Origin of the sequence: Pseudomonas sp. D4002, assembly GCF_013385665.1 — a bacterium.
Taxonomy (GTDB): Bacteria; Pseudomonadota; Gammaproteobacteria; order Pseudomonadales; family Pseudomonadaceae; genus Aquipseudomonas.
Genome location: NZ_JACAPN010000017.1, coordinates 265,586 through 288,415, shown reverse-complemented (window position 1 = coordinate 288,415; position 22,830 = coordinate 265,586). Strand labels below are relative to the sequence as shown.

At 61.9% G+C, this 22,830-nt stretch carries 26 protein-coding genes; 9 read left to right on the top strand and 17 right to left on the bottom strand.

All coding sequences use genetic code 11. The features are described 5' to 3' along the window. Positions 1-9 precede the first annotated feature (9 nt). Positions 10-1,833, top strand: a complete 1,824-nt coding sequence (locus HX824_RS11515; protein ID WP_003207919.1) for an ABC transporter ATP-binding protein — start codon at positions 10-12, stop codon at positions 1,831-1,833. 44 nt (positions 1,834-1,877) lie between these two features. Here HX824_RS11515 and HX824_RS11510 read toward each other — a convergent pair whose 3' ends face one another. From HX824_RS11510 to HX824_RS11485, 6 genes are all read right to left on the bottom strand, one after another. Next, positions 1,878-2,174: a DUF3144 domain-containing protein gene (locus HX824_RS11510; protein WP_003207921.1), complete on the bottom strand. Its 297-nt coding sequence runs from the start codon at positions 2,172-2,174 to the stop codon at positions 1,878-1,880. Between the two features lie 82 nt (positions 2,175-2,256). Beyond that, the gene (locus HX824_RS11505) at positions 2,257-3,549 is read right to left on the bottom strand and encodes a sorbosone dehydrogenase family protein (protein ID WP_177054555.1); all 1,293 of its coding nucleotides are present in this window, start codon (positions 3,547-3,549) and stop codon (positions 2,257-2,259) included. Beyond that, positions 3,546-3,974 (bottom strand): DUF2231 domain-containing protein, encoded by a 429-nt coding sequence (locus HX824_RS11500; protein ID WP_003207924.1) that lies wholly within the window; start codon positions 3,972-3,974, stop codon positions 3,546-3,548. Before HX824_RS11500 ends, HX824_RS11505 begins: the two co-directional genes overlap by 4 nt. A gap of 123 nt (positions 3,975-4,097) precedes the next feature. Then, positions 4,098-5,600 (bottom strand): glycine betaine/L-proline transporter ProP, encoded by a 1,503-nt coding sequence (gene proP, locus HX824_RS11495; RefSeq protein ID WP_177054554.1) that lies wholly within the window; start codon positions 5,598-5,600, stop codon positions 4,098-4,100. Between the two features lie 128 nt (positions 5,601-5,728). Next, on the bottom strand, positions 5,729-6,619 hold the full coding sequence (locus tag HX824_RS11490) for a bestrophin family protein (RefSeq protein WP_177054553.1): 891 nt from the start codon (positions 6,617-6,619) through the stop codon (positions 5,729-5,731). 86 nt (positions 6,620-6,705) lie between these two features. Next, positions 6,706-7,212: a GNAT family N-acetyltransferase gene (locus HX824_RS11485; protein WP_008433290.1), complete on the bottom strand. Its 507-nt coding sequence runs from the start codon at positions 7,210-7,212 to the stop codon at positions 6,706-6,708. A gap of 101 nt (positions 7,213-7,313) precedes the next feature. Here HX824_RS11485 and HX824_RS11480 point away from each other — a divergent pair, with 101 nt between their 5' ends. Further along, the gene (locus HX824_RS11480) at positions 7,314-8,222 is read left to right on the top strand and encodes a bifunctional oligoribonuclease/PAP phosphatase NrnA (protein ID WP_008433292.1); all 909 of its coding nucleotides are present in this window, start codon (positions 7,314-7,316) and stop codon (positions 8,220-8,222) included. A gap of 78 nt (positions 8,223-8,300) precedes the next feature. Beyond that, positions 8,301-8,996 carry a tRNA (adenine(22)-N(1))-methyltransferase TrmK gene (locus HX824_RS11475; RefSeq protein ID WP_008433294.1) on the top strand — a complete coding sequence of 232 codons (696 nt, stop codon included), beginning with the start codon at positions 8,301-8,303 and terminating at the stop codon, positions 8,994-8,996. 3 nt (positions 8,997-8,999) lie between these two features. Here HX824_RS11475 and HX824_RS11470 read toward each other — a convergent pair whose 3' ends face one another. Beyond that, positions 9,000-9,854 (bottom strand): aldo/keto reductase family oxidoreductase, encoded by an 855-nt coding sequence (locus tag HX824_RS11470; protein WP_008433296.1) that lies wholly within the window; start codon positions 9,852-9,854, stop codon positions 9,000-9,002. 71 nt (positions 9,855-9,925) lie between these two features. Between HX824_RS11470 and HX824_RS11465 the strand changes: the two genes are divergently transcribed. Together HX824_RS11465 and HX824_RS11460 are read left to right on the top strand one after the other, a co-directional pair. Further along, positions 9,926-10,558: a TetR/AcrR family transcriptional regulator gene (locus HX824_RS11465; RefSeq protein ID WP_023659027.1), complete on the top strand. Its 633-nt coding sequence runs from the start codon at positions 9,926-9,928 to the stop codon at positions 10,556-10,558. 92 nt (positions 10,559-10,650) lie between these two features. Then, positions 10,651-11,514 (top strand): DNA/RNA non-specific endonuclease, encoded by an 864-nt coding sequence (locus HX824_RS11460; RefSeq protein ID WP_003207938.1) that lies wholly within the window; start codon positions 10,651-10,653, stop codon positions 11,512-11,514. Between the two features lie 19 nt (positions 11,515-11,533). On the opposite strand, the gene HX824_RS11455 is transcribed toward HX824_RS11460, so the two are convergent. The 7 genes from HX824_RS11455 to HX824_RS11425 form a co-directional block, all read right to left on the bottom strand. Then, a complete protein-coding gene (locus HX824_RS11455; RefSeq protein ID WP_003207939.1) occupies positions 11,534-11,713 on the bottom strand; it encodes a DUF1289 domain-containing protein in 180 nt (59 codons plus the stop codon). A 4-nt stretch (positions 11,714-11,717) separates the two neighbouring features. Beyond that, on the bottom strand, positions 11,718-12,089 hold the full coding sequence (locus tag HX824_RS11450; protein WP_177054552.1) for a hypothetical protein: 372 nt from the start codon (positions 12,087-12,089) through the stop codon (positions 11,718-11,720). A 962-nt stretch (positions 12,090-13,051) separates the two neighbouring features. Beyond that, on the bottom strand, positions 13,052-14,266 hold the full coding sequence (locus HX824_RS11445; RefSeq protein ID WP_008438863.1) for an MFS transporter: 1,215 nt from the start codon (positions 14,264-14,266) through the stop codon (positions 13,052-13,054). A 5-nt stretch (positions 14,267-14,271) separates the two neighbouring features. Then, positions 14,272-14,601, bottom strand: coding sequence for a hypothetical protein (locus tag HX824_RS11440; protein ID WP_102368490.1), 330 nt, complete (start codon positions 14,599-14,601; stop codon positions 14,272-14,274). A 2-nt stretch (positions 14,602-14,603) separates the two neighbouring features. Continuing rightward, the gene (locus tag HX824_RS11435) at positions 14,604-15,167 is read right to left on the bottom strand and encodes an isochorismatase family protein (RefSeq protein ID WP_177054551.1); all 564 of its coding nucleotides are present in this window, start codon (positions 15,165-15,167) and stop codon (positions 14,604-14,606) included. Positions 15,168-15,193: 26 nt separating this feature from the next. Then, positions 15,194-15,643 (bottom strand): MarR family winged helix-turn-helix transcriptional regulator, encoded by a 450-nt coding sequence (locus HX824_RS11430; RefSeq protein ID WP_003214523.1) that lies wholly within the window; start codon positions 15,641-15,643, stop codon positions 15,194-15,196. 275 nt (positions 15,644-15,918) lie between these two features. Continuing rightward, a complete protein-coding gene (locus HX824_RS11425) occupies positions 15,919-16,311 on the bottom strand; it encodes a tautomerase family protein (protein WP_003214522.1) in 393 nt (130 codons plus the stop codon). Between the two features lie 107 nt (positions 16,312-16,418). Between HX824_RS11425 and HX824_RS11420 the strand changes: the two genes are divergently transcribed. Next, positions 16,419-17,282, top strand: a complete 864-nt coding sequence (locus tag HX824_RS11420; RefSeq protein ID WP_134326054.1) for a LysR family transcriptional regulator — start codon at positions 16,419-16,421, stop codon at positions 17,280-17,282. A gap of 4 nt (positions 17,283-17,286) precedes the next feature. Here HX824_RS11420 and HX824_RS11415 read toward each other — a convergent pair whose 3' ends face one another. Further along, positions 17,287-18,276: an AraC family transcriptional regulator gene (locus HX824_RS11415; RefSeq protein WP_008438855.1), complete on the bottom strand. Its 990-nt coding sequence runs from the start codon at positions 18,274-18,276 to the stop codon at positions 17,287-17,289. A 65-nt stretch (positions 18,277-18,341) separates the two neighbouring features. On the opposite strand from HX824_RS11415, the gene HX824_RS11410 reads away from it, so the two are divergent. From HX824_RS11410 to HX824_RS11400, 3 genes are all read left to right on the top strand, one after another. Further along, entirely contained in the window at positions 18,342-19,574 is a 1,233-nt protein-coding gene (locus HX824_RS11410) for an MFS transporter (RefSeq protein WP_177051046.1), read from the top strand. Positions 19,575-19,869: 295 nt separating this feature from the next. Continuing rightward, positions 19,870-20,247 (top strand): glyoxalase/bleomycin resistance/extradiol dioxygenase family protein, encoded by a 378-nt coding sequence (locus HX824_RS11405; RefSeq protein WP_003214518.1) that lies wholly within the window; start codon positions 19,870-19,872, stop codon positions 20,245-20,247. A gap of 20 nt (positions 20,248-20,267) precedes the next feature. After that, positions 20,268-20,771: a DUF2867 domain-containing protein gene (locus tag HX824_RS11400; protein WP_102368493.1), complete on the top strand. Its 504-nt coding sequence runs from the start codon at positions 20,268-20,270 to the stop codon at positions 20,769-20,771. Between the two features lie 28 nt (positions 20,772-20,799). On the opposite strand, the gene HX824_RS11395 is transcribed toward HX824_RS11400, so the two are convergent. Both HX824_RS11395 and HX824_RS11390 read right to left on the bottom strand, forming a co-directional pair. Further along, the gene (locus HX824_RS11395) at positions 20,800-21,018 is read right to left on the bottom strand and encodes a DUF4287 domain-containing protein (protein WP_003214516.1); all 219 of its coding nucleotides are present in this window, start codon (positions 21,016-21,018) and stop codon (positions 20,800-20,802) included. Positions 21,019-21,103: 85 nt separating this feature from the next. Then, positions 21,104-22,777, bottom strand: a complete 1,674-nt coding sequence (locus tag HX824_RS11390; RefSeq protein WP_177054550.1) for a M24 family metallopeptidase — start codon at positions 22,775-22,777, stop codon at positions 21,104-21,106. Positions 22,778-22,830: the final 53 nt, after the last annotated feature.

Sequence of the window (22,830 nt, the reverse complement as noted above, 5' to 3'; positions counted from 1 at the left end):
GAGCGCCCCATGAACGAGAATTTGGTAGCCCGGGTGAAAAACCTGAGTGTCGGCTTCGGCACTAGAGGGCGCGAGACGCCGGTGGTGCGCGATGTGTCCTTCGAGGTGATGCGCGGTCAGACGCTGGCGATCGTGGGTGAGTCCGGCTCCGGCAAATCCGTCACCTCAATGGCGATGATGGGCCTGATCAAGCGCGCCGGCGGACGGGTGCTTTCGGGCTCGATGGAGCTGCAAACCAGGAATAACCAGATTGTCGACCTGGTGGCGGCGCCCGAGTCTGTCATGCGCACACTGCGGGGCTCGTCCATGTCGATGATCTTTCAGGAGCCCATGACTTCGCTGAATCCGGTCTTCAAGATCAGCGCGCAACTCATCGAAGGCATCTTGCTGCATCAGCGGTGCAGCCGTGCGCAAGCCGAAGCCCAGGCATTACGCATGCTGGACCTGGTGCGTATTCCGGATGCGAAGCAGGTCATGAACCGGTTTCCCCATGAGCTTTCCGGCGGCATGCGCCAACGGATCATGATTGCGATGTCGCTGGTCTGCGAGCCCACACTGCTGATCGCCGACGAGCCGACCACAGCGTTGGATGTGACGGTGCAGGCGCAGATCCTGCGGATTATCAAGGAGCTGCAAGATAGCCTGGCCATGGGTGTGATCTTTATCACCCACGATATGGGCGTGGTGGCGGAAGTCGCAGACCATGTGATGGTGATGAAGAAAGGCGAGACCGTTGAGCAAGGTCCGGCAAGGGCAGTGCTGCAGGAGCCCAAGCAGCCCTACACCCGGGCATTGCTGGCGGCTGTTCCAAAAATCGGCTCAATGCGTGGCACTCAACTTCCCGCAAAATTTGCCTTGATCGATGATGACGTCGCAGCGGGTGCAGAACCTGCGCCTGGCGTGGCCCCGGACTACCAGAGTCCGCCGGTGCTCAGAGTCGAGTCGTTGTCCATTCGGTACGACCTCAAAGGTGGTCTCCTCGGGAAGGTCCGGCGCCGTGTGCATGCCGTCGAAGGCATCGACTTTGATATCTACTCAGGTGAAACGCTGGCCCTGGTGGGCGAGTCCGGGTGCGGGAAATCCACCAGCGCTCGTGCGATTGCCGGGCTGATGCCGATACAGGGCGGGAATATCGTTTTCGGTGGCAAGAACCTTACGACGTTGAACAAGAGCGATATGAACTCGCTGCGCCGCGATATCCAGATGGTCTTCCAGGATCCCTATGCATCCCTGAACCCGCGTCTCACGATCGAGAACAGCCTGCTGGAGCCGCTGCATGTTCATGGCATTGCACATGGCGCGCAAGCACGAAAGCAGGTGCGAATATTGCTGGAGAAGGTGGGGCTGTCGGCGGAGCATGCACAACGCTATCCGCACGAGTTCTCGGGTGGGCAGCGACAGCGGATCTGCATCGCGCGGGCGCTGACTCTGTCTCCGAAGCTGATCATCGCCGATGAAGCCGTCTCGGCGCTGGACGTGTCCATTCAAGCCCAGGTGATTAATCTCCTGCAGGACCTGCAGCGCGAGATGGGCATTTCATTCCTGTTTATTTCCCATGACCTGGCGGTGGTCGAGCGGGTCAGCCACCGGGTCGGGGTGATGTACCACGGACGCATCGTTGAGATCGGGCCACGCCAGTCAGTGTTCGAGCAGCCTCAGCACCCTTACACCCAAAGGTTGCTGAGCGCGGTGCCCTCGGCGGACCTGAACGTGCCCAGAAAGCCGTTCAGCCTGATGGAGGAGAGCGTGCCCAGCAGGATTTACGAGGTGGGCTACAAGGCTCCGCCGATCAGTTACCGCGAGGTCGCCGCGGGCCACTTCGTTGCAATTTGAGCGCCGGGTATCACAGGTCGACACACCGCCCTGTGCGGGCGGGTTCAACTGCCCTTAACGAGCATGTACTTGCTGAAATTGTTGATGTGATCATCAAGATTATCCTCAAGCATCATCCGGTACTGATCACAGAAATACTTCAGCATCGCCTCACGGGCCTGGGCCATTTCTTCGCCGGATTTAAAGCTGCGTGCGCTGACCCAGGCATTGAAGCGTGTGGTGCCGAACATCATCGAGGCGCTGACTTTGCCCAGGTCGGCGAACGCCCTGAACTGCTCGTTGGACAGCTCGATGTGCGCGTCCGCGCGATCATAGAAGCCGTTGTCGGTGGTGTCTGGCATTGCGGTTACCTTCCTGTTCGTGAGTGCGGCGAAGGTACCGCCGCGCTCCACAGGAAGGCAACCACATCGGCCGCTTCAGGCCTTATTTATTGCGCGTCACCCTCCACACCGTGTTGGCCAGGTCATCGGCAATGATCAGCGCACCCTTCGGATCAACCGTGACCCCCACCGGCCGCCCGCGAGTCTTGCCATCGTCCCCGCGGAAACCCGTGGCGAAGTCCAGCGGCTCACCGGCAGGCTGGCCATTGCTGAACGGCACGAAGATCACCTTGTAGCCCACCGGATTGTCCCGGTTCCAGCTGCCGTGCTCGCCGACGAAGACGCCGTCGGCATATTTCTCGCCCATGGCCGGGATGGAAAAGTCGACGCCCAGCGCGGCAACGTGGGAACCCAGGCTGTAATCCGGCTTGATCGCGGCGGCGACCTTGGCCGGGTTCTGCGGTTGGGCGCGGGTGTCGACGTTCTGGCCCCAATAGCTGTAGGGCCAGCCGTAGAATTCGCCTTCGCGCACCGAGGTCAGGTAATCCGGCACCAGGTCCGGCCCCAGTTCATCCCGCTCGTTGACCACCGCCCACACCTGCCCGGAGCCCGGTTGAATGGTCAATGCCGTCGGGTTGCGCAAACCGGTTGCATAAGGCTTGTGGGCACCGGTGGCGGCGTCGATCTGCCAGACCATCGCCCGGTCGATCTCGACCTCCATGCCGCGTTCGGTGATGTTGCTGTTGGACCCGATGCCCACATACAGCGAGCAGCCGTCGGGGCTGATCGCCAGGGATTTGGTCCAGTGATGATTGATCGCGGCGGGCAGCTCGGTGACGGTGGTGGGCGGGCCACCGGCCTTGGTCTGGCCGTCTTCGTAGTCGAAGCGCACCAGCGCATCCTGGTTCGCCACGTACAGCTTGCCGTCGGCAAAGGCCAGGCCGTAGGGCGCGTTGAGGTTTTCGGCGAACACGGTTTTCAACTCGTAGGTGCCGTCACCGTCGGCATCGCGCAGCAGGGTCAGGCGATTGCCGCCCTTGACCTTGGTGTTGCCCTCGGCCTTGATCACGCTGGCGATCACATCCTTGGGCTTGAGTTTCGCTGCGCTGCCGCCCCGGCCTTCGGCGACGAGAATGTCGCCGTTGGGCAGCACCAGGGTCTGGCGCGGGATCCGCAGGTCGGTGGCGATGGCCGTGATGTTGAAACCCTCGGGCACCGTAGGTTTCTGCTCGCCCCAGGCCACCGGTTCGGCGATCTTCATGCTGGGCAACAGGCCGCGCTGGGGTTCCGGCAGCTTGGGGTTGGGGCCGCGAGCTTGAGTGCTGTCGGCTTCGCCACCGCAGGCGCTCAACAACATCGCCATGCTTAAAACGGTCAGCGTGCTGGAAGGCTTCATTGGGCACCTCCCGAGCGCAGGTTGGTCAGCCCGACCCACGTGGTCACGCAGGCCAGCAGGGTCACGACGGCAGACAGCACCAGGCCCGAAGGCATCACGGCCCAGGCATCCTTCGCATGCTCAAAGGCATTCACCAGGCCTAGCGCCCAGGTCACCAGCAACAGCAGGAAGTACACCGTGGGGCGCCCGGCCTTGCGGTCGGCACGCAGCAGGTTGACCAGTGCAAACAACCCCGCCAGCCCGCAGAACAGCAGGGCGCCGGCGATCAGCCAGGCGGCGAAGTTGCTCCATTGGATCTGGTAGGTCTGGTAGTAGGCAATGTCGCTCAGCAGGGCGCCGAGAAACAGCGGGACGGTACCGGCCAGCAAGGTCGCGTGAAGCGGACCAGGCGTGCAGCGGTAGGTGAGGGTGGTGGTGTCGGTCACGGGCGGCTCCTTATCGTTGAGCGGCCCTGATGAGGCTCATCAGGGCCGCGCTGACTGCGCTTAAGGAAGGAGCGTGCTGCTTGCGCGTTAGTTCACCCGCTATTCGTTTCCAAATATGTTGCGTCAGTTGATGCGTGGATGTTGCTGCACCAGGTTTTCGCGCTTGGCTTCCAGCTCGGCGATTTGCGCGTCGATGTCTTCGATCTTCTGCTCGATATTGTCTTCGTGCTCCTGCAGCAGCTCCTTGGCTTCCTCGAGATCCGACGCCGCCGGTGCCGCGCCGCGCAGGGGTTTGTTGGCGGTTTCCTTCATCGTCAGGGCGGTGAAAAGCCCCAGTACGGCGAATACCATCAGGTAATAGGCCGGCATGTACAGGTTGTTGGTGGTCTCCACCAGCCAGGCCATGGCGGTTGGCGTGAGGCCGGCAATCAGGATCGAGATGTTGAAGGCGCTGGCGAGCGCGCTGTAGCGGATGTGGGTAGGGAACATCGCCGGCAGGGTGGACGCCATCACGCCGATAAAGAAGTTGAGCACCACCGCAATGATCAGCAGCCCCGAGAAAATCAGCCCGAGCTTGCCGCTGTTGATCAGCATGAACGCCGGAATGGCGAGGAAGAACAGCGCGATGCTGCCGAACAGAATGAAGGGTTTGCGCCCGATCTTGTCGCTGACAAAGCCAATCATCGGCTGCACGAACAACATGCCGACCATGATCGCGATGATGATCAACACGCCGTGGTTTTCGCTGTAGTGCAGGTTGTGCGACAGGTAGCTCGGCATGTAGGTGAGCAGCATGTAGTACGTGACGTTGGTCACCACCACCACGCCGACACAGGTCATCAGGCTGCGCCAGTGCTTGGTGGCGACTTCCTTGAACGAGACTTTCGGGCCGCCCGCCAGGCCTTCGCGGTCACCTTGTTCGAGTTGCTCCACGTGCTGTTGAAAGGCCGGTGTTTCTTCCAGGGCATGACGCAAGTAGAGCCCGATCATGCCCAGCGGCAGGGCGAGGAAGAACGGCAGGCGCCAGCCCCAGGACTGGAAGGCGTCTTCGCCGATTACCGCCGAAATCAACACCACCACGCCCGCGCCGAGCACGAAGCCGGCGATGGAGCCGAAGTCCAGCCAACTGCCGAGGAAGCCGCGCTTGCGGTCCGGGGCGTATTCGGCGACGAAGATCGAGGCACCGGTGTACTCACCGCCCACCGAGAAGCCCTGGGCCATCTTGGCCAGCAGCAACAGGATCGGCGCCCAGATGCCGATCGAGTCATAGGAGGGGATCAGCCCGATGGCGAAGGTGCTCAGGGACATGATCACGATGGTCGCCGCCAGGACCTTTTGCCGGCCGTATTTGTCCCCCAGCCGGCCAAAGAACAGGCCGCCCAGCGGGCGAATCAGGAACGGCACCGAGAAGGTCGCCAGGGCCGCGATCATTTGTACGCTGGGAGACGCTTCGGGGAAGAACACCTTGCCCAGCACATAGGCGACAAAGCCATACACTCCGAAGTCGAACCACTCCATGGCATTGCCCAGCGCAGCGGCGGTGATCGCCTTGCGCATCTTGGCGTCGTCGACGATGGTGATGTCATCCAATCCAATCGGATTGACGGTTTTCTTGCGTGATTTCATGGGAATACTCAGCCGCAGGTCCATTTCGATGCCACTGTTTTGGTGGCATGCGCTTAATGGGTCAGATACATGCGGACACTGAATAATTCACCACTGGCTGGATTTTTTTGTTAACGGCCCGGCAAGGATTAACTGATCCGCTCGCCCCCCAGGGAATCACGCTGCATCGACTGCAGGTTTTTCTCGATGGTTTCGCAAAGGGCTTCCATCTGGATCTGGTGCTCGCTGTCGCGGAACGGGCTTTGCAAATCGGTGCCGATGCGTTCGATGGCCAGCAGCATGAAGCCCACCACCGTGGACGCCAGCGGGGTGAACCAGCCCAGGGATTCCACCAGGCCCACCGGCACGATCAGGCAGAACAGCGAGATGAACAGCCGTGGGAAATACACGTAAGGGTAGGGCAGCGGCGTATTGGCGATGCGCTCCATGCCGCCCTGGCTGTTGGACAAATCCACCAGGGTCGACTCCAACCGTGCCAGGCGAATGCTGTCCAGGCGCCCGGCCTTGTATTCCTGGGCCAGCAGGGCTGCGGAGCCGTTGATGATGTCGTTGGAAAAGTTATTGGTACTGGTGCTGCGGGCGAACTCGTTGGCCGGCAGGAAGACGCGGATTTCTTCCGGGCAAGGCTGGCCCCGCAAGTGCGCCGCCAGGCAGTTCACATACGCCACGTGACGGCGCAGCAAGGTCGCCTTTATCGGGTTGACCTCATTGTCCGGGTCATCCAGCAGCGTCAGCACTTGCCGGGCGAAGCTGCGGGAATTGTTGACCATCGCCCCCCACAACGTGCGTGCCTCCCACCAGCGGTTGTAGGCGCTGCTGTTGCGGAAACTGATCAGCACCACCAGCGCCGAGCCGAGCAGGGTGAGGGGCATCAGCGGCAGGTTGATCTTGCTGTTGAGGAACAGCATGAAGTCCACGGTGACGGCGATATCCCAGAGCAGCAGCCAGAACAGCGCCCAGCCTACATAGCCCATGGTCTTGACGATCAGGCGGTATTTTTTGATGATGGCAGCTTTCAAACGGAAACCTCGCGGCGAGCGGTAAGCATCAATGCCCTAGCTCGGACGGTGTTTACCGGGTAAAGGTTCGCCGGGGGGCCGGGTCTTCAGGCCTGGAATGTCAGGACAAAGCGGTTTTCGCCCTGGGGCTTGCCGTCCGGTGCGGGCTGGTCGGGCACGAAACCGCAGCGGGTGAGGACTTTTTGTGAGCCCACATTCTCGGGGTACACGTACGCCACCAGGTGGGTCAGTGCCCAGCGCGTCTGTGCCTCGCGGATCAGATGGTTCAGCGCCAGGGTTGCCAGCCCTTGCCCGCACGAGCGCTCACCCACGCGGTAGCCGACTTCGGCAGAGCCCTTTGGCGAGTCGATGCTTTTCAGGTTGGCGCGACCGACGATTTCGCCGTTGGCGTCTTCGATCACGAACGGGTGCCATGTGCCGGTGGCCAGGCCTGATAGATAACCGTCAATATGCTCGGCGACGCCCTGCACCGAGTAAAACGATGGGTCGCGCGCCTCGATATGCGACTCGAACCAGTCACGGTTACGGGCTTCGAAGGCCAGCAATGCTTCAGTGTCCGTACTGCTCAGCTCGCGAACGCGAAATGACGTCATTGCTCGAATCTCCAGGGTTGTTCTGTCCATTTAGTCATGTTTTCGTCATAAAGGCGTGTGAAATTTGCCTGCCAAAAATATGAAATCATGGAGTTTTTCCGATGAGGGTAGTCACCTCCGGCTCGGCGTATCTGGACATCGATGCATACGCCTGCTGCATTGCGTATGCCGAGTTGTTGAATCGTCAGGGAATCGAGGCGCGTGCCGTCAGCAGTGCTCCACTGAATGCCAGCATCTCCAGGACCGTGCTCGGCTGGCTATCATCACTGGATGATTACCGACCCGGGCCCGGCGATGAGTTTGTGATGGTGGATATCTCGGACTTCCACCACTTCGACCCGGTGGTCGTGCTCGATCAGGTGGTGGAGGTGATTGACCATCACCCGGGGTTTGAAACCTATTGGGCGCAGAGGCTGGGAAGTGCCGCAGACATCCGTTTGATCGGTGCAGCAGCGACGCAGGTTTTCCTGCGTTGGGAAGCGGCCGGTTTGTTGCCGCTGATCAGTGAGCACAGTGCCGCGCTGCTGGCCACGGCAATCCTGGACAATACCCTGAATTTTACCGGGCAGTTGACATCCGCGGCGGATATTCGGGCTTATGAAACCCTCGCGCTGCTGGCCGAACTCGCGGCAGACTGGCCTGAGCGGTATTTCTCCGAGTGCCAGGCCACTATCGAGTCAGACCTTGCAGGCGCGTTGGCGGGTGACCTGAAGTGGCTGAAAGCCGACAGCAACCTGCCGCAGGTTTTTGCGCAGATGACGGTGTGGGATGCCGGTGCGCTGATACGAAAGCATCGCTCGACCATCGCTGATTGGCTGGCGGCGCAGGGGGAGGACTGGCTGGTGAATCTCATCAGTATCCGCGAGTGCAGAAGTTATTTCCTGGCTGAGCCCAAGGTCAGCCAGGAAAAACTGAGCCAGTTGCTTTCCATCGACTGGCAGGCCGGGATGGCGGTGCTGGATCGTTCGCTGTTGCGCAAGGAACTGCTAAGACTGGCGGCCACTGATTGACGGCGCTCACCAAAGTGACGTTCCTCTTTGATGAACCCGCAATACAATGGCCAGGGTATTACCGAAAAGGAACGGCAGTTGAACGAACACACATTGTCCATGCGCCTTGAGCGCGTGGCGACGCACGTCCCCGCCGGGGCGCGCCTGGCGGATATCGGCTCCGACCACGGCTACCTGCCGGTGGCATTGATGCGCCGCGGCGCCATCGTGGCGGCGGTGGCGGGCGAGGTGGCCCTGACGCCGTTTCGCGCAGCCGAGCGCACGGTGCGCGAGAACGAGCTGGAGCAACACATCACCGTACGCCTGGCCAGTGGCCTGGCGGCGATCGAGCCGGGAGACGGGATCACCGCGATCAGCATCTGCGGCATGGGCGGCGAGACCATCCGCGACATCCTCGACAGCGACAAGGCGCGCCTCAACGGCCGGGAGCGCCTGGTGCTGCAGCCCAACGGCGGCGAGCAACCGTTGCGCCAATGGCTGATGGAAAACGGCTACCGCATCGTGTGCGAAGAGCTGCTGCGGGAGAACCGATTCTTCTACGAAATCATCGTTGCCGAGCACGCCGGGCCTGTGACCTACACCGCCGAAGAACTGTACTTCGGCCCGCTGCAAATGCAGGCCCGCAGCCCGGAATTCCTGCTCAAGTGGCAGCGCATCCTGCGCCACAAACAGCAGACCCTGAGCGACTTCGCCCAGGCGCGGCAAGCGGTGCCCGAGGACAAGATGCAAGAGGTCGCCCAGCAGGCGCGGTGGATCGCAGAACTGCTGGCGTGAGGGTCAGCCTGCGAGGGTGTTCAGCTCTGCGAGTACCTCGTCCGAAAGATCCAGCTCGCCCACCGCGATGTTTTCCCGTAGATGGGTGACCGAGGACGTTCCCGGGATCAGCAGGATATTCGGGGAACGGCGCAGCAGCCATGCCAGGGCCAGTTGCATCGGGGTGACGCCGAGGCGCTGTGCGACGTTCGACAACACCGCTGACTGCACTGGCGAGAACCCGCCCAGCGGGAAGAATGGCACATAGGCGATGCCGTCCCGGGCCAATTCGTCGAGCATCGCGTTATCGTGCTGGTGGGCGATGTTGTACAGGTTCTGGACGCACACGAAGCGCACGATTTTTCGCGCCTCGGCGACCTGCGTCGGGGTAACGTTGCTGATGCCGATATGGCGTATCAGGCCCTGTTGTTGCAGCTCGGCAATGGCACTCAGGGGTTCCTCGATCGAGCCTTCGGCAGTGCCCATCACGCCGTGCATGGCCCGCACATTCACCACGTCCAGCACATCCAGGCCCAGGTTGCGCAGGTTGTCGTGCACGGCCTGGGTCAGCTCGGCCTTCGACGAAGCGTTGAACCAGGCGCCATCGTCGCCACGGCGGGCGCCTACCTTGGTGACGATCGTAAGATCGTCTTTATACGGGTGCAGTGCCTCACGAATAATCTGATTGGTGACATGCGGCCCGTAGAAGTCGCTGGTGTCGATATGGTTCACGCCGCAAGCGACGGCCTCGCGCAGTACGGCCAGCGCTGCATCACGGTCCTTGGGCGGGCCAAACACGCCTGGGCCGGCCAGTTGCATGGCGCCGTAGCCGATGCGGTTGACGGTGCGATCGCCGAGATTGAATGTGCTGGTGGTCATGGTCGGAGCTCTTGCTTGACGGGAGGAAGCCTATAATATGAAGGATCCTTCAGGTTTAGAATTCGCATTCCATGAGCCCTCTCAAAGCGTCGTTAAAGCCAAGAAAATCAGCGGTCCAGGCCCGGTCGGCGGCGACGGTGGAAGCGCTGCACACGGCAACCCTTCAGGTTTTGACCGCTCAGGGCCTGGTCCGCTGCACCACGACCCGCGTGGCCGAGCGGGCGGGCATGTCGGTGGGCAGTCTCTATCAGTACTATCCGAACCGCGATGCACTGCTTGCTGCGGTATTGGAGAAGCATCTGGTGCAGGTGGCCGAGACCGTCGAGCAGGCGTGCGATCAACACCAGGGCACCACGGTGGCGGAAATGGCATCGGGGTTTGTCACGGCTTTTCTCGCCGTGAAGCTGATGGACCCGACGGCGTCCAAAGCCCTGTATGCCATCGCAGGTGAGCGGGGCGGTGCGGAGCTTGTGGCGCGGATCAACAAGCGGGTGGTGGCCGCGATTGCAGCGATGTTGGCGACGGCGTCGGATGCCCGTTTTGAAGACCCATCCCTTACCGCCGCCATCTCGCTCAGCGCGGTGGTGGGACCGGTTCGGGCGTTGCTTGAAGGCAATGCATCTGCGGCCTTTGAAGCCGGCCTGGAACAGCAGGTGACCCGCATGCTGCGAGCTTATCTTCAAACCTATCAGTCACTTACGTAAACCGTGTTCAGGGTATTTTGCGGTGCTGCTTCGCACTAAAGTCAGATCCATGGGTCCATAAGCCCCGCAATCGAACTTTGAAGATTTAACCCATGCACTTACGCAAAATTGCAGTTGGGCTGTCGGCCCTTGTTTTGCTCTCCACCGGGGCGCAAGCCCGTGGCCTGCTGGACCTCATCACACCACCTCAATCCCATACCTCCCGCTCGGGCTCCATCAGCCAGGGCGCGGCCCTGGGTCTGTATTCAAGCCAACAGAAAAAGCCATCGTTCGACAGTTGCGCCGACCTGTTCCCGGCCGCACAACCGATCAACACGGCCACCGTGCCGGCCACCATGAAACCCCTGGCGCTGTGTTCCGATAATTTCGCGGTGCTGTACTCGCAAACCAGCAAGACCCCGCTGGTGGTGGTCGAACGCCTGAATGCCGGCCAGTTGAAGGATGCCAAAGGCGAAGAACGCACCAACCAGTTCTACCCCGACCCGCGTATTCCCAAAGGCGCGCGCGCCGAGTTGAGCGACTACCGTGGCCAACACCCGGCCGTGGACCGTGGCCATCAATCCCCGGCGGCGGATGCGCCGAGCACCAACGCCATGGCCCAGTCCTTTGCGCTGTCGAACATGGTCCCGCAAGACCCGACCAACAACCGCAAGATCTGGAGCAAGGTCGAGGCGGACGTGCGCAAGTTTGCCAAGCGCGCCGACGGCAATGTGTTCGTGTTCACCGGCCCGTTGTTTGACCCGGGCTACAGCACCATTGGCGACAACAAGGTCTGGGTGCCGACTCGCCTGTTCAAGCTGGTTTACGACGTGTCGTCCAAGCGCGCCTGGGCGTATGTTCTGCCCAACGCTGAAACCCGTATCGAGAAGCCGATGGACTACGCGACGTTTGTGAAGACTACCGGGCTCAAGTTGCTCGGGAATTTGCCGGTGACGGGGTCAGTCGGGCGTACTTGACGGCCTGAAACCGGGTGCGTCACTTGCCCTTTTTCAACGTCTTCAAGCGCAACGTTGCGCGCTGCACAGCGGCCATCTTCTCTGGCCGCTTCATCTTTTTCCATTTACGAATATCGTCCTTGGTGCGTCCACAACTCACGCACAGCTCACCACTGAGCTGGCAGGTTGAGACGCACGGGTTCTCGATATCTTTAGCCAAGGCTTTACCCCTTTACCGCATACAGTTTGAGCAGGCGCAGGCGCCAATCGCCGCCATGCTGCAGGTGGCATTCTTCCTCGGAGTCGAAGCGCACGTGGTGGTCCGAAGAAGGGCGATCCACCCCGGCATCCTCCAGCGCGGTGGCCGTCAGCTCGCGCATGCGCAGGTCCAGTCCGGTAGATAGGGCCAGTTCCCGGTTCGCCCTGGTATCGAATACCCAGATGACCAGCAGGCTTTGGGCAAAGGCCTGGTAGTCGACTTCGTGGGTCAGCCAGTCGAAGCCGGTGATTTCGGCCTTGGCGATTTCACAGGCTTCGGTCAGGGTCGCGACCAGGCGACGTTCGATGCGTGCGCTGTCGCGTTTGCTTGAAGACATGGGGATTCCTTGAGGAGCGAGGAGGGTGATGATACGCGAGAGATCCACTGTAGGAGCTGTCGAGCTTTAGCGAGGCTGCGATGGCGGACTGGCAGGCGACATCTTTATTGCCTGACAGGACCTCTTCGCAGCCTCGCTAAAGCTCGACAGCTCCCACACTGGATTCGTGTTGCCCTTCAGATATTGATCGTTCCCACGCTCTGCGTGGGAATGCCGCCTCGGACGCTCTGCGTCCAGCTGACGATGCAAGGTTCAAGTCCTGCGCAGGGGTGACGCGGAGCGTCACAGGATGTATTCCCACGCAGAGCGTGGGAACGATCAACTGTGCGAGCCTGCGAAGATCAACTGAGGGAGCTGTCGAGCTTTAGCGAGGCTGCGATGGCGGACTGGCAGGCGACATCTTTATTGCCTGACAGGACCTCTTCGCAGCCTCGCTGAAGCTCGACAGCTCTCACACTGGATTCGTGTTGCCCTTCAGATATTGATCGTTCCCACGCTCTGCGTGGGAACGCCGCCTCGGACGCTCTGCGTCCAGCTGACGATGCAAGGTTCAAGTCCTGCGCAATGGTGACGCGGAGCGTCACAGGATGTATTCCCACGCAAAGCGTGGGAACGATCAACTGTGCGAGCCTGCGAAGATCAACTGTGGGAGCTGTCGAGCTTTGGCGAGGCTGCGATGGCGGACTGGCAGGCGACATCTTTATTGCCTGACAGGGCCTCTTCGCAGCCTCGCTAAAGCTCGACAGCTCCCACACTGGATTCGTGTTGCCCTTCAGATATTGATCGTTCCCACGCTCTGCGTGGGAATGCCGCCTCGGACGCTCTGCGTCCAGCTGACGATGCAAGGTTCAAGTCCTGCGCAATGGTGACGCGGAGCGTCACAGGATGTATTCCCACGCAGAGCGTGGGAACGATCAACTGTGCGAGCCTGCGAAGATCAACTGTGGGAGCTGTGTTGCCCATCAGATATTTTTAGGCCGATCCAGCTTGCGCGTCATGGTGTACACCGCCACGCCGGCCGCCAGGATGCCCGAGGCCGCGCCGACCGCCAACGCCCAGCGCGGGCCAAGATGGTCGGCCACCCAGCCCACAATCGGTGCGCCAATCGGTGTGCCGCCCAGGGCCACGCCCACCCGCAGGGCGATTACCCGGCCGCGCATGGAAGGTTCGGTGGTGAGTTGCATCAGGCTGTTGGTGGTGTTGCTGAAGGTCAGCGCGCCCACGCCGATGATCACCAGCGCCCCGGCGAACAACCAATAGTTCGGGGCAATCGCCGCCAGCGTGCAGCCCACCCCGAACACCAGCGCGCCGATCAACAACGCCTTGAAGTGTGGCCGCTCGCGACCGGCTGCGAGCAGCGCCCCGGCAACGGTGCCGATGGCCAGGGTCGACGTCAGCAGGCCATAGCCGCGGGCATCGGCGTGGAACACGGTGACGGCCATGGTCGAGATGAAGATCGGAAAATTCATGCCGAAGGTGCCGATCAAGAACAGCATGATCAGGATCGCCATCAGGTCCGGCCGCGCCCACACATAACGCAGGCCTTCAGTCAGGCTGCCCTTGGTGCGCAGCGCCCGCAGGCTGGTGTGCAGGCCGGAAACCCGCAGCAGAAACAGCGAGGCCAGCACCGCGAAAAAACTCGCGCCATTGAGCAGGAACGCCCAGCCGGTGCCCACCGATGCGATGGTCACGCCGGCCACCGCCGGGCCAATCATGCGCGCCATGTTGAACGAGGTGGAATTGAGCGCGATGGCATTGGACAGGTCCGCTTCGCCCACCAGCTCCGCCACGAATATCTGCCGCACCGGTGCATCGAAGGCCGAGGCGCAGCCGGACAAAAACGCGAACACATACACGTGCCACAGCTGCACGATGCCGGTCAGGGTAAACACCCCCAGCATCAGCGCCAGCACGCCCATCACGCCCTGGGTGACCATCAGCAGCTTGCGCTTGTCGTAGTGATCGGCGGCGAAGCCGGTCCAGGGCAGCAACAGCAATTGCGGTCCGAACTGCAACGCCATGACGATGCCGACGGCCGACGCGTTATGCGGCGTGAGCTGGGTCAGCACCAGCCAGTCCTGGGCCGTGCGTTGCATCCAGGTGCCGATATTCGACACCAGGGCGCCGGCGGCCCAAATGCGGTAGTTGACGCTGCGCAGCGAGCGGAAAATGCCCATCGAACTCACACCGGCCCTGAGGAATGACCACCGTTGAAGCGCCCGAAATGCTGCGCCAGGAATACACTCAGGGCCAAGGCCCCGAGCCCGAGGGCGAGCACATCAGCGGTGCTTTTGAGGTCGAAGTCCCCGACCCGGCAGACCAGCACGTAGCCGATCACCAGGTTGAGAAAACCCCAGAGCACATTCAGCGTCGAGGAGGACCGCCCCTGGCCGCGCGGCTTGGCAAACGGCGTCTGGAAGGACTGGCCCATCAAGCCACTGAGGCAATGGGGCAGCGCGTTGGCGAGCAATACGCCGCCGAAGAAATAAGACACCAGCTCATGCCATTGCATCGTCACGCCCCCCTTGTTTCAAGCAAGCCGATGATCTCTTGCGCCGTGCCGGTTTCCCCCAGCTTCGGAAATACCTGGTTCAGGCTGTAGTGATGGGCCTCGGCGTTCGCGTCGGTCATGGCGTCGACGGCCAGGGTCACGTTGAAGCCGGCCTCGTAGGCCTGGCGCGCGGTGGACTCCACGCCGGTTCCGGTAGCAACGCCGGTGATCACCACTTGGGTCACGCCGCGTGCTTTGAGTTGCGCCTCAAGATCAGTGCTGGCGAAGGCACCCCAGGTGCGTTTGGTCACCCCAATGTCGCCGGGTTGCTGATCGAGTTCGGGCAGCAGGTCGGCCCATCCCGGTGGAAATACATCGATGCGCCGTGGCCGCTCGGTGCGCCCGGGGGCGAAGCCAGTGACGTTGACCAGCACCACCGGCATGCCGCGCTCGCGGAACGCGTCGAGCAGTGCACGGGAGCGTTCCACCACGGCGCCGATGGGGTGGATGAACGGGTATTCGGCGATGCCTTTTTGCAAGTCCACGATGATCAGCGCGGTGTTGGGATCCAGCAAGGTGACGGCCATGGGATGTCCTCGAACGGGTAGGGGGCTCAAAAGTCGGCGAGGCGCTCCAGCAGCTTTACCGCTGCCGCGAGTTCAGCTTGTTCTTCGGCAGACAGTTGCTCCTGCAGCGCCCGCAGCAGCCAATCGTCCTTGGCCGCCCGGCTGGCGATCAGGTGCTTACGAAAGCCGGGAGTCAGCTCGATCAGGGTTTGGCGCCCATCGCTGGGGTCGGGTTTGCCCCTGATCGCTTTCATCGTTTCCAGCCCGGCCACGGTGATGCGCATGGACTGCGGCCGCACGCTCTCCGCCCGGGCCAGGGCCGAGACGGTGCTGGGCCCGTCTCGGTCCAGGCGCAGCAGCACCGACTTCTGGGCGGAAGTGAAATCGTTCGGATGGGTTTGTTCCCGCAGCCGGCGTATCAGCTTGCCCAGGGAGATGCGCAGCTCGGCAGCCAGGGCGGCGGATTGGGTTTCGGAGGTGATGGAAGGTTTGTTCATGCCCGGACATTAGCATGCGTGCAGAAAAACTGTACAGTTTAGCTGTATGAATTTTTTGTCATAAAAGCCCGCGTCAACGGTCCTTTTGCCGGGGCGTTACCTGGTGTCGCGGCTGGGCGTGCTGTCGTTCATGGACCGGGATGGTGCAAGACCGAATGCTATGTGGGTGACCGATTGTTGGGCGTGGATGATGCGCGGGTTCTGCAACTGTTCACGGACTTGATGAGCCGCGCATTGACCTGATCGACATGCATGCGCGGCTTTTTCCGGGCCTATCAAGTGTGTTGATAGCGGTACTCCTGAGTCACCCCTTCATAGCCGTAGGCACTGGCCCGGCAGTCGATGATGTGCACATTGGAGTGCGGGTGCAGGTTGCCGATCAACTCCGCCAACAGCGTGTAGGCCTCACGATGAAAACGCGCCTTTTGCGCCTTGGTGTTGGTCTCATCGGTCACGGTGACTTCCAGGCGGAATGCGTTGCGCCCGTGTTCGGCCAGCGAGCGGTTATGAATGAACCACTGGTCGTGCGGCACAAAATCGAGAATCAGCAAGGTCTGCTCCGGGCGTTTCTCGAGCACTTCACAGGTCAGTGCAGTGAGCTGCGGGACGAGCTGGCGGACCAGTTCTGGATTGCGTTCTCCGGATATTTTCAGGGTGATGCCTGGCATGGCGAATTCCTCGTAAGGGTAGGGTGAGGTGCCAGATTAAGAAAATTATTCGGATCTGAAAAGCGGGAAGATATAATGATATCTATCGGAAAAAACGCAGGTTAGACATGCGCCCCTTTGACCTTGAGCAACTGCGCTCCTTCGTCACCATCCTGGAATCCGGCAGCCTTTCGGCGGCCGCGCCCAAGTTGTGCCGTTCCCAGTCCGCGCTCAGTGAGCAACTTCGCAAGCTGGAAACCTTCACCGGCGTGACGCTGCTGGAGCGCGGCAAAAAAGGCGTGAGCCCCACACCTGCCGGAGAGCGCCTGCTGGCACATGCGCGTGAATTGCTCGCGCTGAGTGACTGCGTGCTTGAGGATATGCGCGGCGTAACCTTGAGCGGCGAACTGCGCCTGGCCATCACCGACTATTTTTTGCCGAGCGCCATCGCGGGCATGTTGAAGGGTTTGCGCACGCGATATCCGCAGCTTCGGTTGCATGTTTCGGTGCGCAAGAGCCTGCAAATCGAAAAGGGCGCCAACAGCGGCGAATTCGACATTGGCCTGTCGATGCGCATCCTCGACGGTCGCAGCCTTCCCGAAGGCATTCCCGTACGACGAGAGGCCCTGCGGTGGGTGGCACTCAGTGGGTTCGACGCACAGCACGAACTCGTGGCGCCGCTGCCGTTGGTGGTACTTCCCCAGGATTGCAGCTTGCAGCGGTTCACCATCGACCTGTTGGATGCGCGCGGGGTGCCGTATGTCATTGCGCATTCCGCGTCCGGGGTGGCGGGCCTGCAATCGGCACTGCTGGCGGGGCTGGGTGTGGCGTGCCTGAACAGCTCGGCCGTGCCTGCCGGGGCCGAGGCATGCCGGTCGATTCAAACGCTTCCGGCGCTGCCCGATGTCGAGTTCAGCCTGTTACCGCCGCGTCCGGGAGAGGCTTCGCTGGTCAGTGCAGTGCGAGAAATGTTGATCACGCACTTTTCCTAGCGGCTCAAGACCTCCGGCTGGCCCCCGGCGGCTGCCCGGTGACGCGCTTGAATGCCCGGCTGAACGCGGCCTGGGAGTTATAGCCAAGGCGTTGCGCCACGGTTTCAATGGGCAGCCGCTCCAGCGTCAGCCACTGGCTGGCCAGGCGCATCCGCAGTTCGGTGGCGTAGCGCAACGGTGGCGTGCCGATCGTGGTTTGAAAGTGTTGGGCGAACACCGAGCGCGAGGTATGACACTGCGCCGCCAGCTCTTCCACCGTCCAGTCGCGCCCAGGCTGTTGATGCAACGCCAGCAGGGCCTTGGCCAGGCGCGGGTCGCGTAGCGCGGCCACCAGGCCGGACGCATTCCCGCAGGCACATTCGACCCAGCCCCGAACAACCATGGCCGCCACCACGTCCGCCAAGCGCGCCAGAATGCCGGCGAAGCCGATGCGGGCGCTGCTGACTTCACGCTCCATGGCCGCCAGGATCGGCATCAACCCCGGATAACGTTGGCCCTTGGCGTCGATCAGCATCAGGTCCGGCATCAGGCGGCCAAGGCCGTGCAAACTCCCCAGTTCAAACTCCATGCAGCCGCTGAAGAGCAGGGTGCTTTGAGCCACGCCTGCATCGGCGCGGGCATCCACGGCACACACCGCATCGCCGAGGGCTGCGGCGTTGAAGCTGTCGATGTCCTGCACCGGCACCTCCGGGCTGGAGAGCAACTGATGGGCGCCCCCGTGGGAGATGAACACGGCGTTGCCCGGCGTCAGTTCGTACTGCGTGCCGTCCTCGGTACGCAGGGTGACGCCGCCGGCGGCGACAAGGTGGAAGTACGCATGCCCGGGTTTGGCCGCAAAGCCCAGGCCAAACGCCGGCCCGGCCTGGATGCGGCGGTACTCGACGCCCCGCAGGCGCATGCCGCGCAGCAGCTCGTTGATGAGGTCAGAGGACACGTCGAACGGTTCTGGAGGCATCATTTTCGGGGTTTCGGTAAAGGATTCAAGATTTTGCATCATAGATCATCCTGCCCTGCGTACCTAGACTGGCGGTCGCGATAACTTTTGGAGGGTGACCAGTGATGAGCAGTTGTGTGTGTGACGCCGTAACCGGTGCAGATGTGGCGCCCGCGACACCGGCCTGGATGGCGGTGTTTTCGTTGGCGATGGGCGTGTTCGGATTACTCACGGCGGAGTACCTGCCGGCCAGTTTGTTGACGCCGATGGCGGCCGAACTCGGCGTCTCGGAAGCCTTGGCAGGGCAGGCGGTGACAGTCACGGCGGTGGTGGCGTTGTTCGCCGGGCTGCTGGTACCGGGCCTGACCCGCGGGATCGACCGGCGCGTGGTGCTGTTGTGCTTCAGCGCACTGATGATCTGCTCCAACCTGCTGGTGGCGGTCTCGTCGAGCCTCACGGTGTTGCTGCTGATGCGCGTCCTGCTGGGCATCGCCCTGGGTGGCTTCTGGAGCATGGCGGCGGCGGTGGCGATGCGGCTTGTACCGGCGGCACTGCTGCCGCGTGCCTTGTCGATCATCTTCAGCGGCATCGCGGTGGGCACTGTCGTGGCGGTGCCGCTGGGCAGCTTTTTGGGTGGGCTGTACGGCTGGCGCAGCGCGTTTCTCGCCGCCGCCGCAGTGGGCGGCGTGACCCTGGTGTTCCAGCTGTTCACCCTGCCGCCGCTCGCACCCCGCAGGACCGCCCGCTTGAGGACGGTGCTGGAAGTGCTGCTGCGTCCGGGCATTGCCGTGGGCATGTTGGGGTGCGTGCTGGTGCACACCGGGCACTTTGCGCTGTTCACCTATATCCGGCCATTCCTGGAAAGCACCACTGGCGTGGGTGCCGAGGGGCTGGCGTTGATGTTGCTGGGGTTCGGCGTTGCAAACTTTGCCGGCACGCTGCTGGCCGGCTGGCTGCTGGTGCGTCTGCCGCGTGGAACATTGGTGCTGATGCCCGCGCTGGTGGGCGTTGCGGCGCTCGCCCTGGCGCTGTTGCCGGCAACCGTGACCGGGCAGGTGTGGTTGTTGATGCTCTGGGGCCTGGCGTTTGGCGGGGTGCCGGTGGCCTGGTCGAACTGGGTGGCGCGGGCAGTGCCTGACCAGGCCGAAAGCGCCGGGGGCATGGTGGTGGCTTCAGTGCAGTCGGCGATTGCCGCCGGGGCGGCGGCAGGCGGCGCGATGTTCAGTTTCAGTGGTATCGGCGGGGTCTTTGTCGCGGCAGGTATCTTGATGCTGTTGGCGGCACTGTTGATTGCGCTGAAGGTGAAGGTTGAAGCGCCTCCACAAGGTGCAGAGGCGGGGCCGGCGTTTCATCTCTGAAACCGTGTTAGAGGCAGGGGGCGAGAATAAACGCATGCGCTTCGCCCTCCTTTCAGTCCGCTTGATCAATCTTGCTGATTTGGGGCTCAGGTCCGACTCCGAGCAATCGTAGGTGAACGACCGCCTGCTGATCATTGCCCGGCAACGACCCTCGTATCTCTCTTTACTTCGGTAGCTACGCAAAATAACCTCTGCCTCGCAGGCACCGTCCTGCTCCTTCAGGTTTGGCAAGGCGCTTCACACTCACCAGCACCGCCTGGCAGGTGTCATGGTGCTTGCACGTTGAGGTTCTGCGATGAGCGCAGTCGTTGATCATGGCGTCCGTTTCGGACGAATTGCAGTAACGCTTCCCGTAAAGGACATGGGCAGGGCCCATGATTTTTACACCAGGGCCCTGGGGTTTACGAAAGCATTCGAAAATGGAAACCCGATCGGCTTCATGATTCTGCAGCGCGACCAGGGCGAGCTGCATTTGACCTTGCAACCCAACCACCCAGCCGCCGCGTTCACGATTGCCCACCTGATGGTGGACGATGTCGACAGGCTGCACGCCGCTTGCGTGCAGCATGGGGCGAGGATCATCAAGCGCCTCAAGGATCAGGATTACGGGTTGCGGGCGTTTGTGTTCGAAGACCCGGACGGGAATCGTATTGATGTAGGTCAGCCGCTCTAACCGAGCAATCAGGGAAGATAATGTTGACGACTACCGATGTTGTTCACACGCTGCGTGCACCGTCAGAGCTTGATTACTACGACACCCGGTCAGCCCCGCTGCCTACTGAAATCACCGCGCTGGATGCCTGGAACATCATGACCGGCGAACCGGGGCCGTTGATGCAGGTGGCTTTCCGAATCAGGGATGCCATTTCCTCGTTGTTTGGTGTGAAGCGCATCGGTGGGTTCTCCGGCACCTTGCGCGAGGCTGTGCAGGTCGGCGACCGGCTGGACTTCTTCCTGGTGGAACGCAGCGCGCCCGACATGCTGGTGCTGACCGAGCGTGACCGGCACCTGGATGTGATGATCTGCCTTTCAATCGCTGACCGTGTACTCACGATCACCTCGTCGGTTGTCACCCATAACACCTATGGGCGCCTCTACATGCTGCCAGTGGGGCCAGCGCACAAACTCATCGTGAATGCTCACCTGCGACGACTTGAACGAACGCTGCAAGAGACAGCCGCAACGCCCGGCGGGTAGGCACGTTCACCGCCCGCCGGGAGGTGGATCAATTGCCTTTTTCAGCCGCCAAGAAGTACGCAACCAACGCATTGGCGTGACCATGGCCCATGCCGTGTTCAGTCTTGAGCAAGGCCACAAGCTCCATATGCTTCCTGGAACTGGCGGCCTTGAGCAGATCCAGCCAGTGGCTAATGGGTTGCCCATAGTTTTTTTCGATGGAGGGGAAGTACGACGCTGGCCCTTTTGTTTTTGTGTCGTCGGTCATGATGCAAACTCCCTTTTTGCTGAGGTGATAATGCCCGGATAACGTTACCGCTCTGGACTCACCGGGTCCACCGTACGGCCCATCCCTACACGCCCCCGTTGGCCTCGCCAATCAGAATATCCTCGAAGAACGCACCGACCGGTTGTGTGGGATGGCAGATCTGTATCTCCAGCACCCAGACCATCTCGCTCGGTACGATCTCGACTTCAGCCAGCTTGTCCTGCCCGAACAGGGCATGCGGGAAGTCGGCGATGCGGTGTCCGGCCAGGTTGCGCTCAAGGCGCCAGCCCTTGGAGAGGGCGCTACCCTCAGCGAAGTCGTACAGCTCGCGCCCGGTCAGCCCGCGGTGCCAGGCATCGCGGGTCTCGTCGAACACTTCATGCAGGGCCTTCGTGCAAGCGTCATGCAATGGGTGCTCGCCGAAGACGAAGGTGTCGCCATAGTCGCCTTCATAGCCATCCCACACCGGGCCAAGGTCGACCACGGCGATATCGGTGGGCCGCAGCTTGCGCAGCAGGTCGATGCCTTGGCGGGGCGTGCGGATGGTGTCTTCGCCAAAGCGAATATAGGTGGGATGCCAGGTGTGAGACGCGCCCATGGCCTGCAATGTCTCACTGGCCATTGCGAGGGCTTGCGCCGTGGTCATGCCGACTTTCAATTGATCGGCGATGGCGGCCAGGGCCCTGACCGTTTGCTCGCGGGCGGCGAGCATGCCGTCCAGCGAGTAGCGCGGGCCGACTTTTTCCAGCACCGGGTGCCGCGTGTTGAGCGACTCCGCTGGCGTCAATGCACCGCTGGGGACGAAGGCTTCGGCGACAAAACGATGCGCCTGCGCACCTGCCGCCAGGCAGGCTTCGCGGGCCTGGTTGATCATCGTGCTATTGCCGCAGGCGTAGATTTGGCTCTCGGCCCAGTCATGGGGCTGTGTCAACGCGACCTGCTGTACGCGGGCGTCTGCCGACAAAACCCGATGCCAGAGAAAGCGTGGATGGGCCTGGCTGGCCCGTTCGAGAAACTCGACGTCGTAGAAGTCCGCCGGTGCCGAGTTACCCCAATACAGGGTGACCTCGGCCTGGCGGGCCAGGGCCGTCAGCAGCAAGGGCTTGATACCGGCATAACCGGTCCCGGTGGCGAACAGCACAACAGGGCGCTCATCGTCGTGTTGCCAGGTGCAGGCGCCCACGGGGCCTTCGAGTTTCACGGCATCGCCCACTTGCAGGGTCGGCAGGATGCGTTCGGAAAACAGGCCGCCGCTGACCTGGCGAATATGAAACACCAACCGGCCTTGGTCCTGCGCGGGCAGATTGGCCACGGAGAAACAGCGGCTGTCGCCATCGTCGAGGCGAAACCTGAGGTACTGGCCGGCCCGGACTTCGAGTGGCTGGGCAGTCAGCAACACCAGCTCGACGATGTCGGCGCTCAACGCGCGTTTGCTGATCACCTGTGCGCTGGCTTCCAGCGCGGGCGTGTCCAGTGACCAGCCGGGGATTTCCAGGCGCATGTCGCTGCAGGCATGGCTCTGGCACAGCAACATCTCGTCAGCCGCGAGCGGATAGGAGGCGGCAGGGGTGTCGGGTGTGCGCAGCTTTTCCCGGTGCTGGCCCGACACCACCTTGACCTTGCACGACCCGCAGGCGCCGCGCCGGCAGGAAAAGGGTACGGCGAGACCGCTGGCCAGCATGGCGTCGAGCAGCAATTGATCGGCAGCTTCGAAGGATTTGCCCGAGGGCAACAATTCAACGACATGGCGGTTTTGCATAAACACCTCGGGGCAATTGAGGCTCGATTGTTGCGGTAGACTAGGACCAGGAG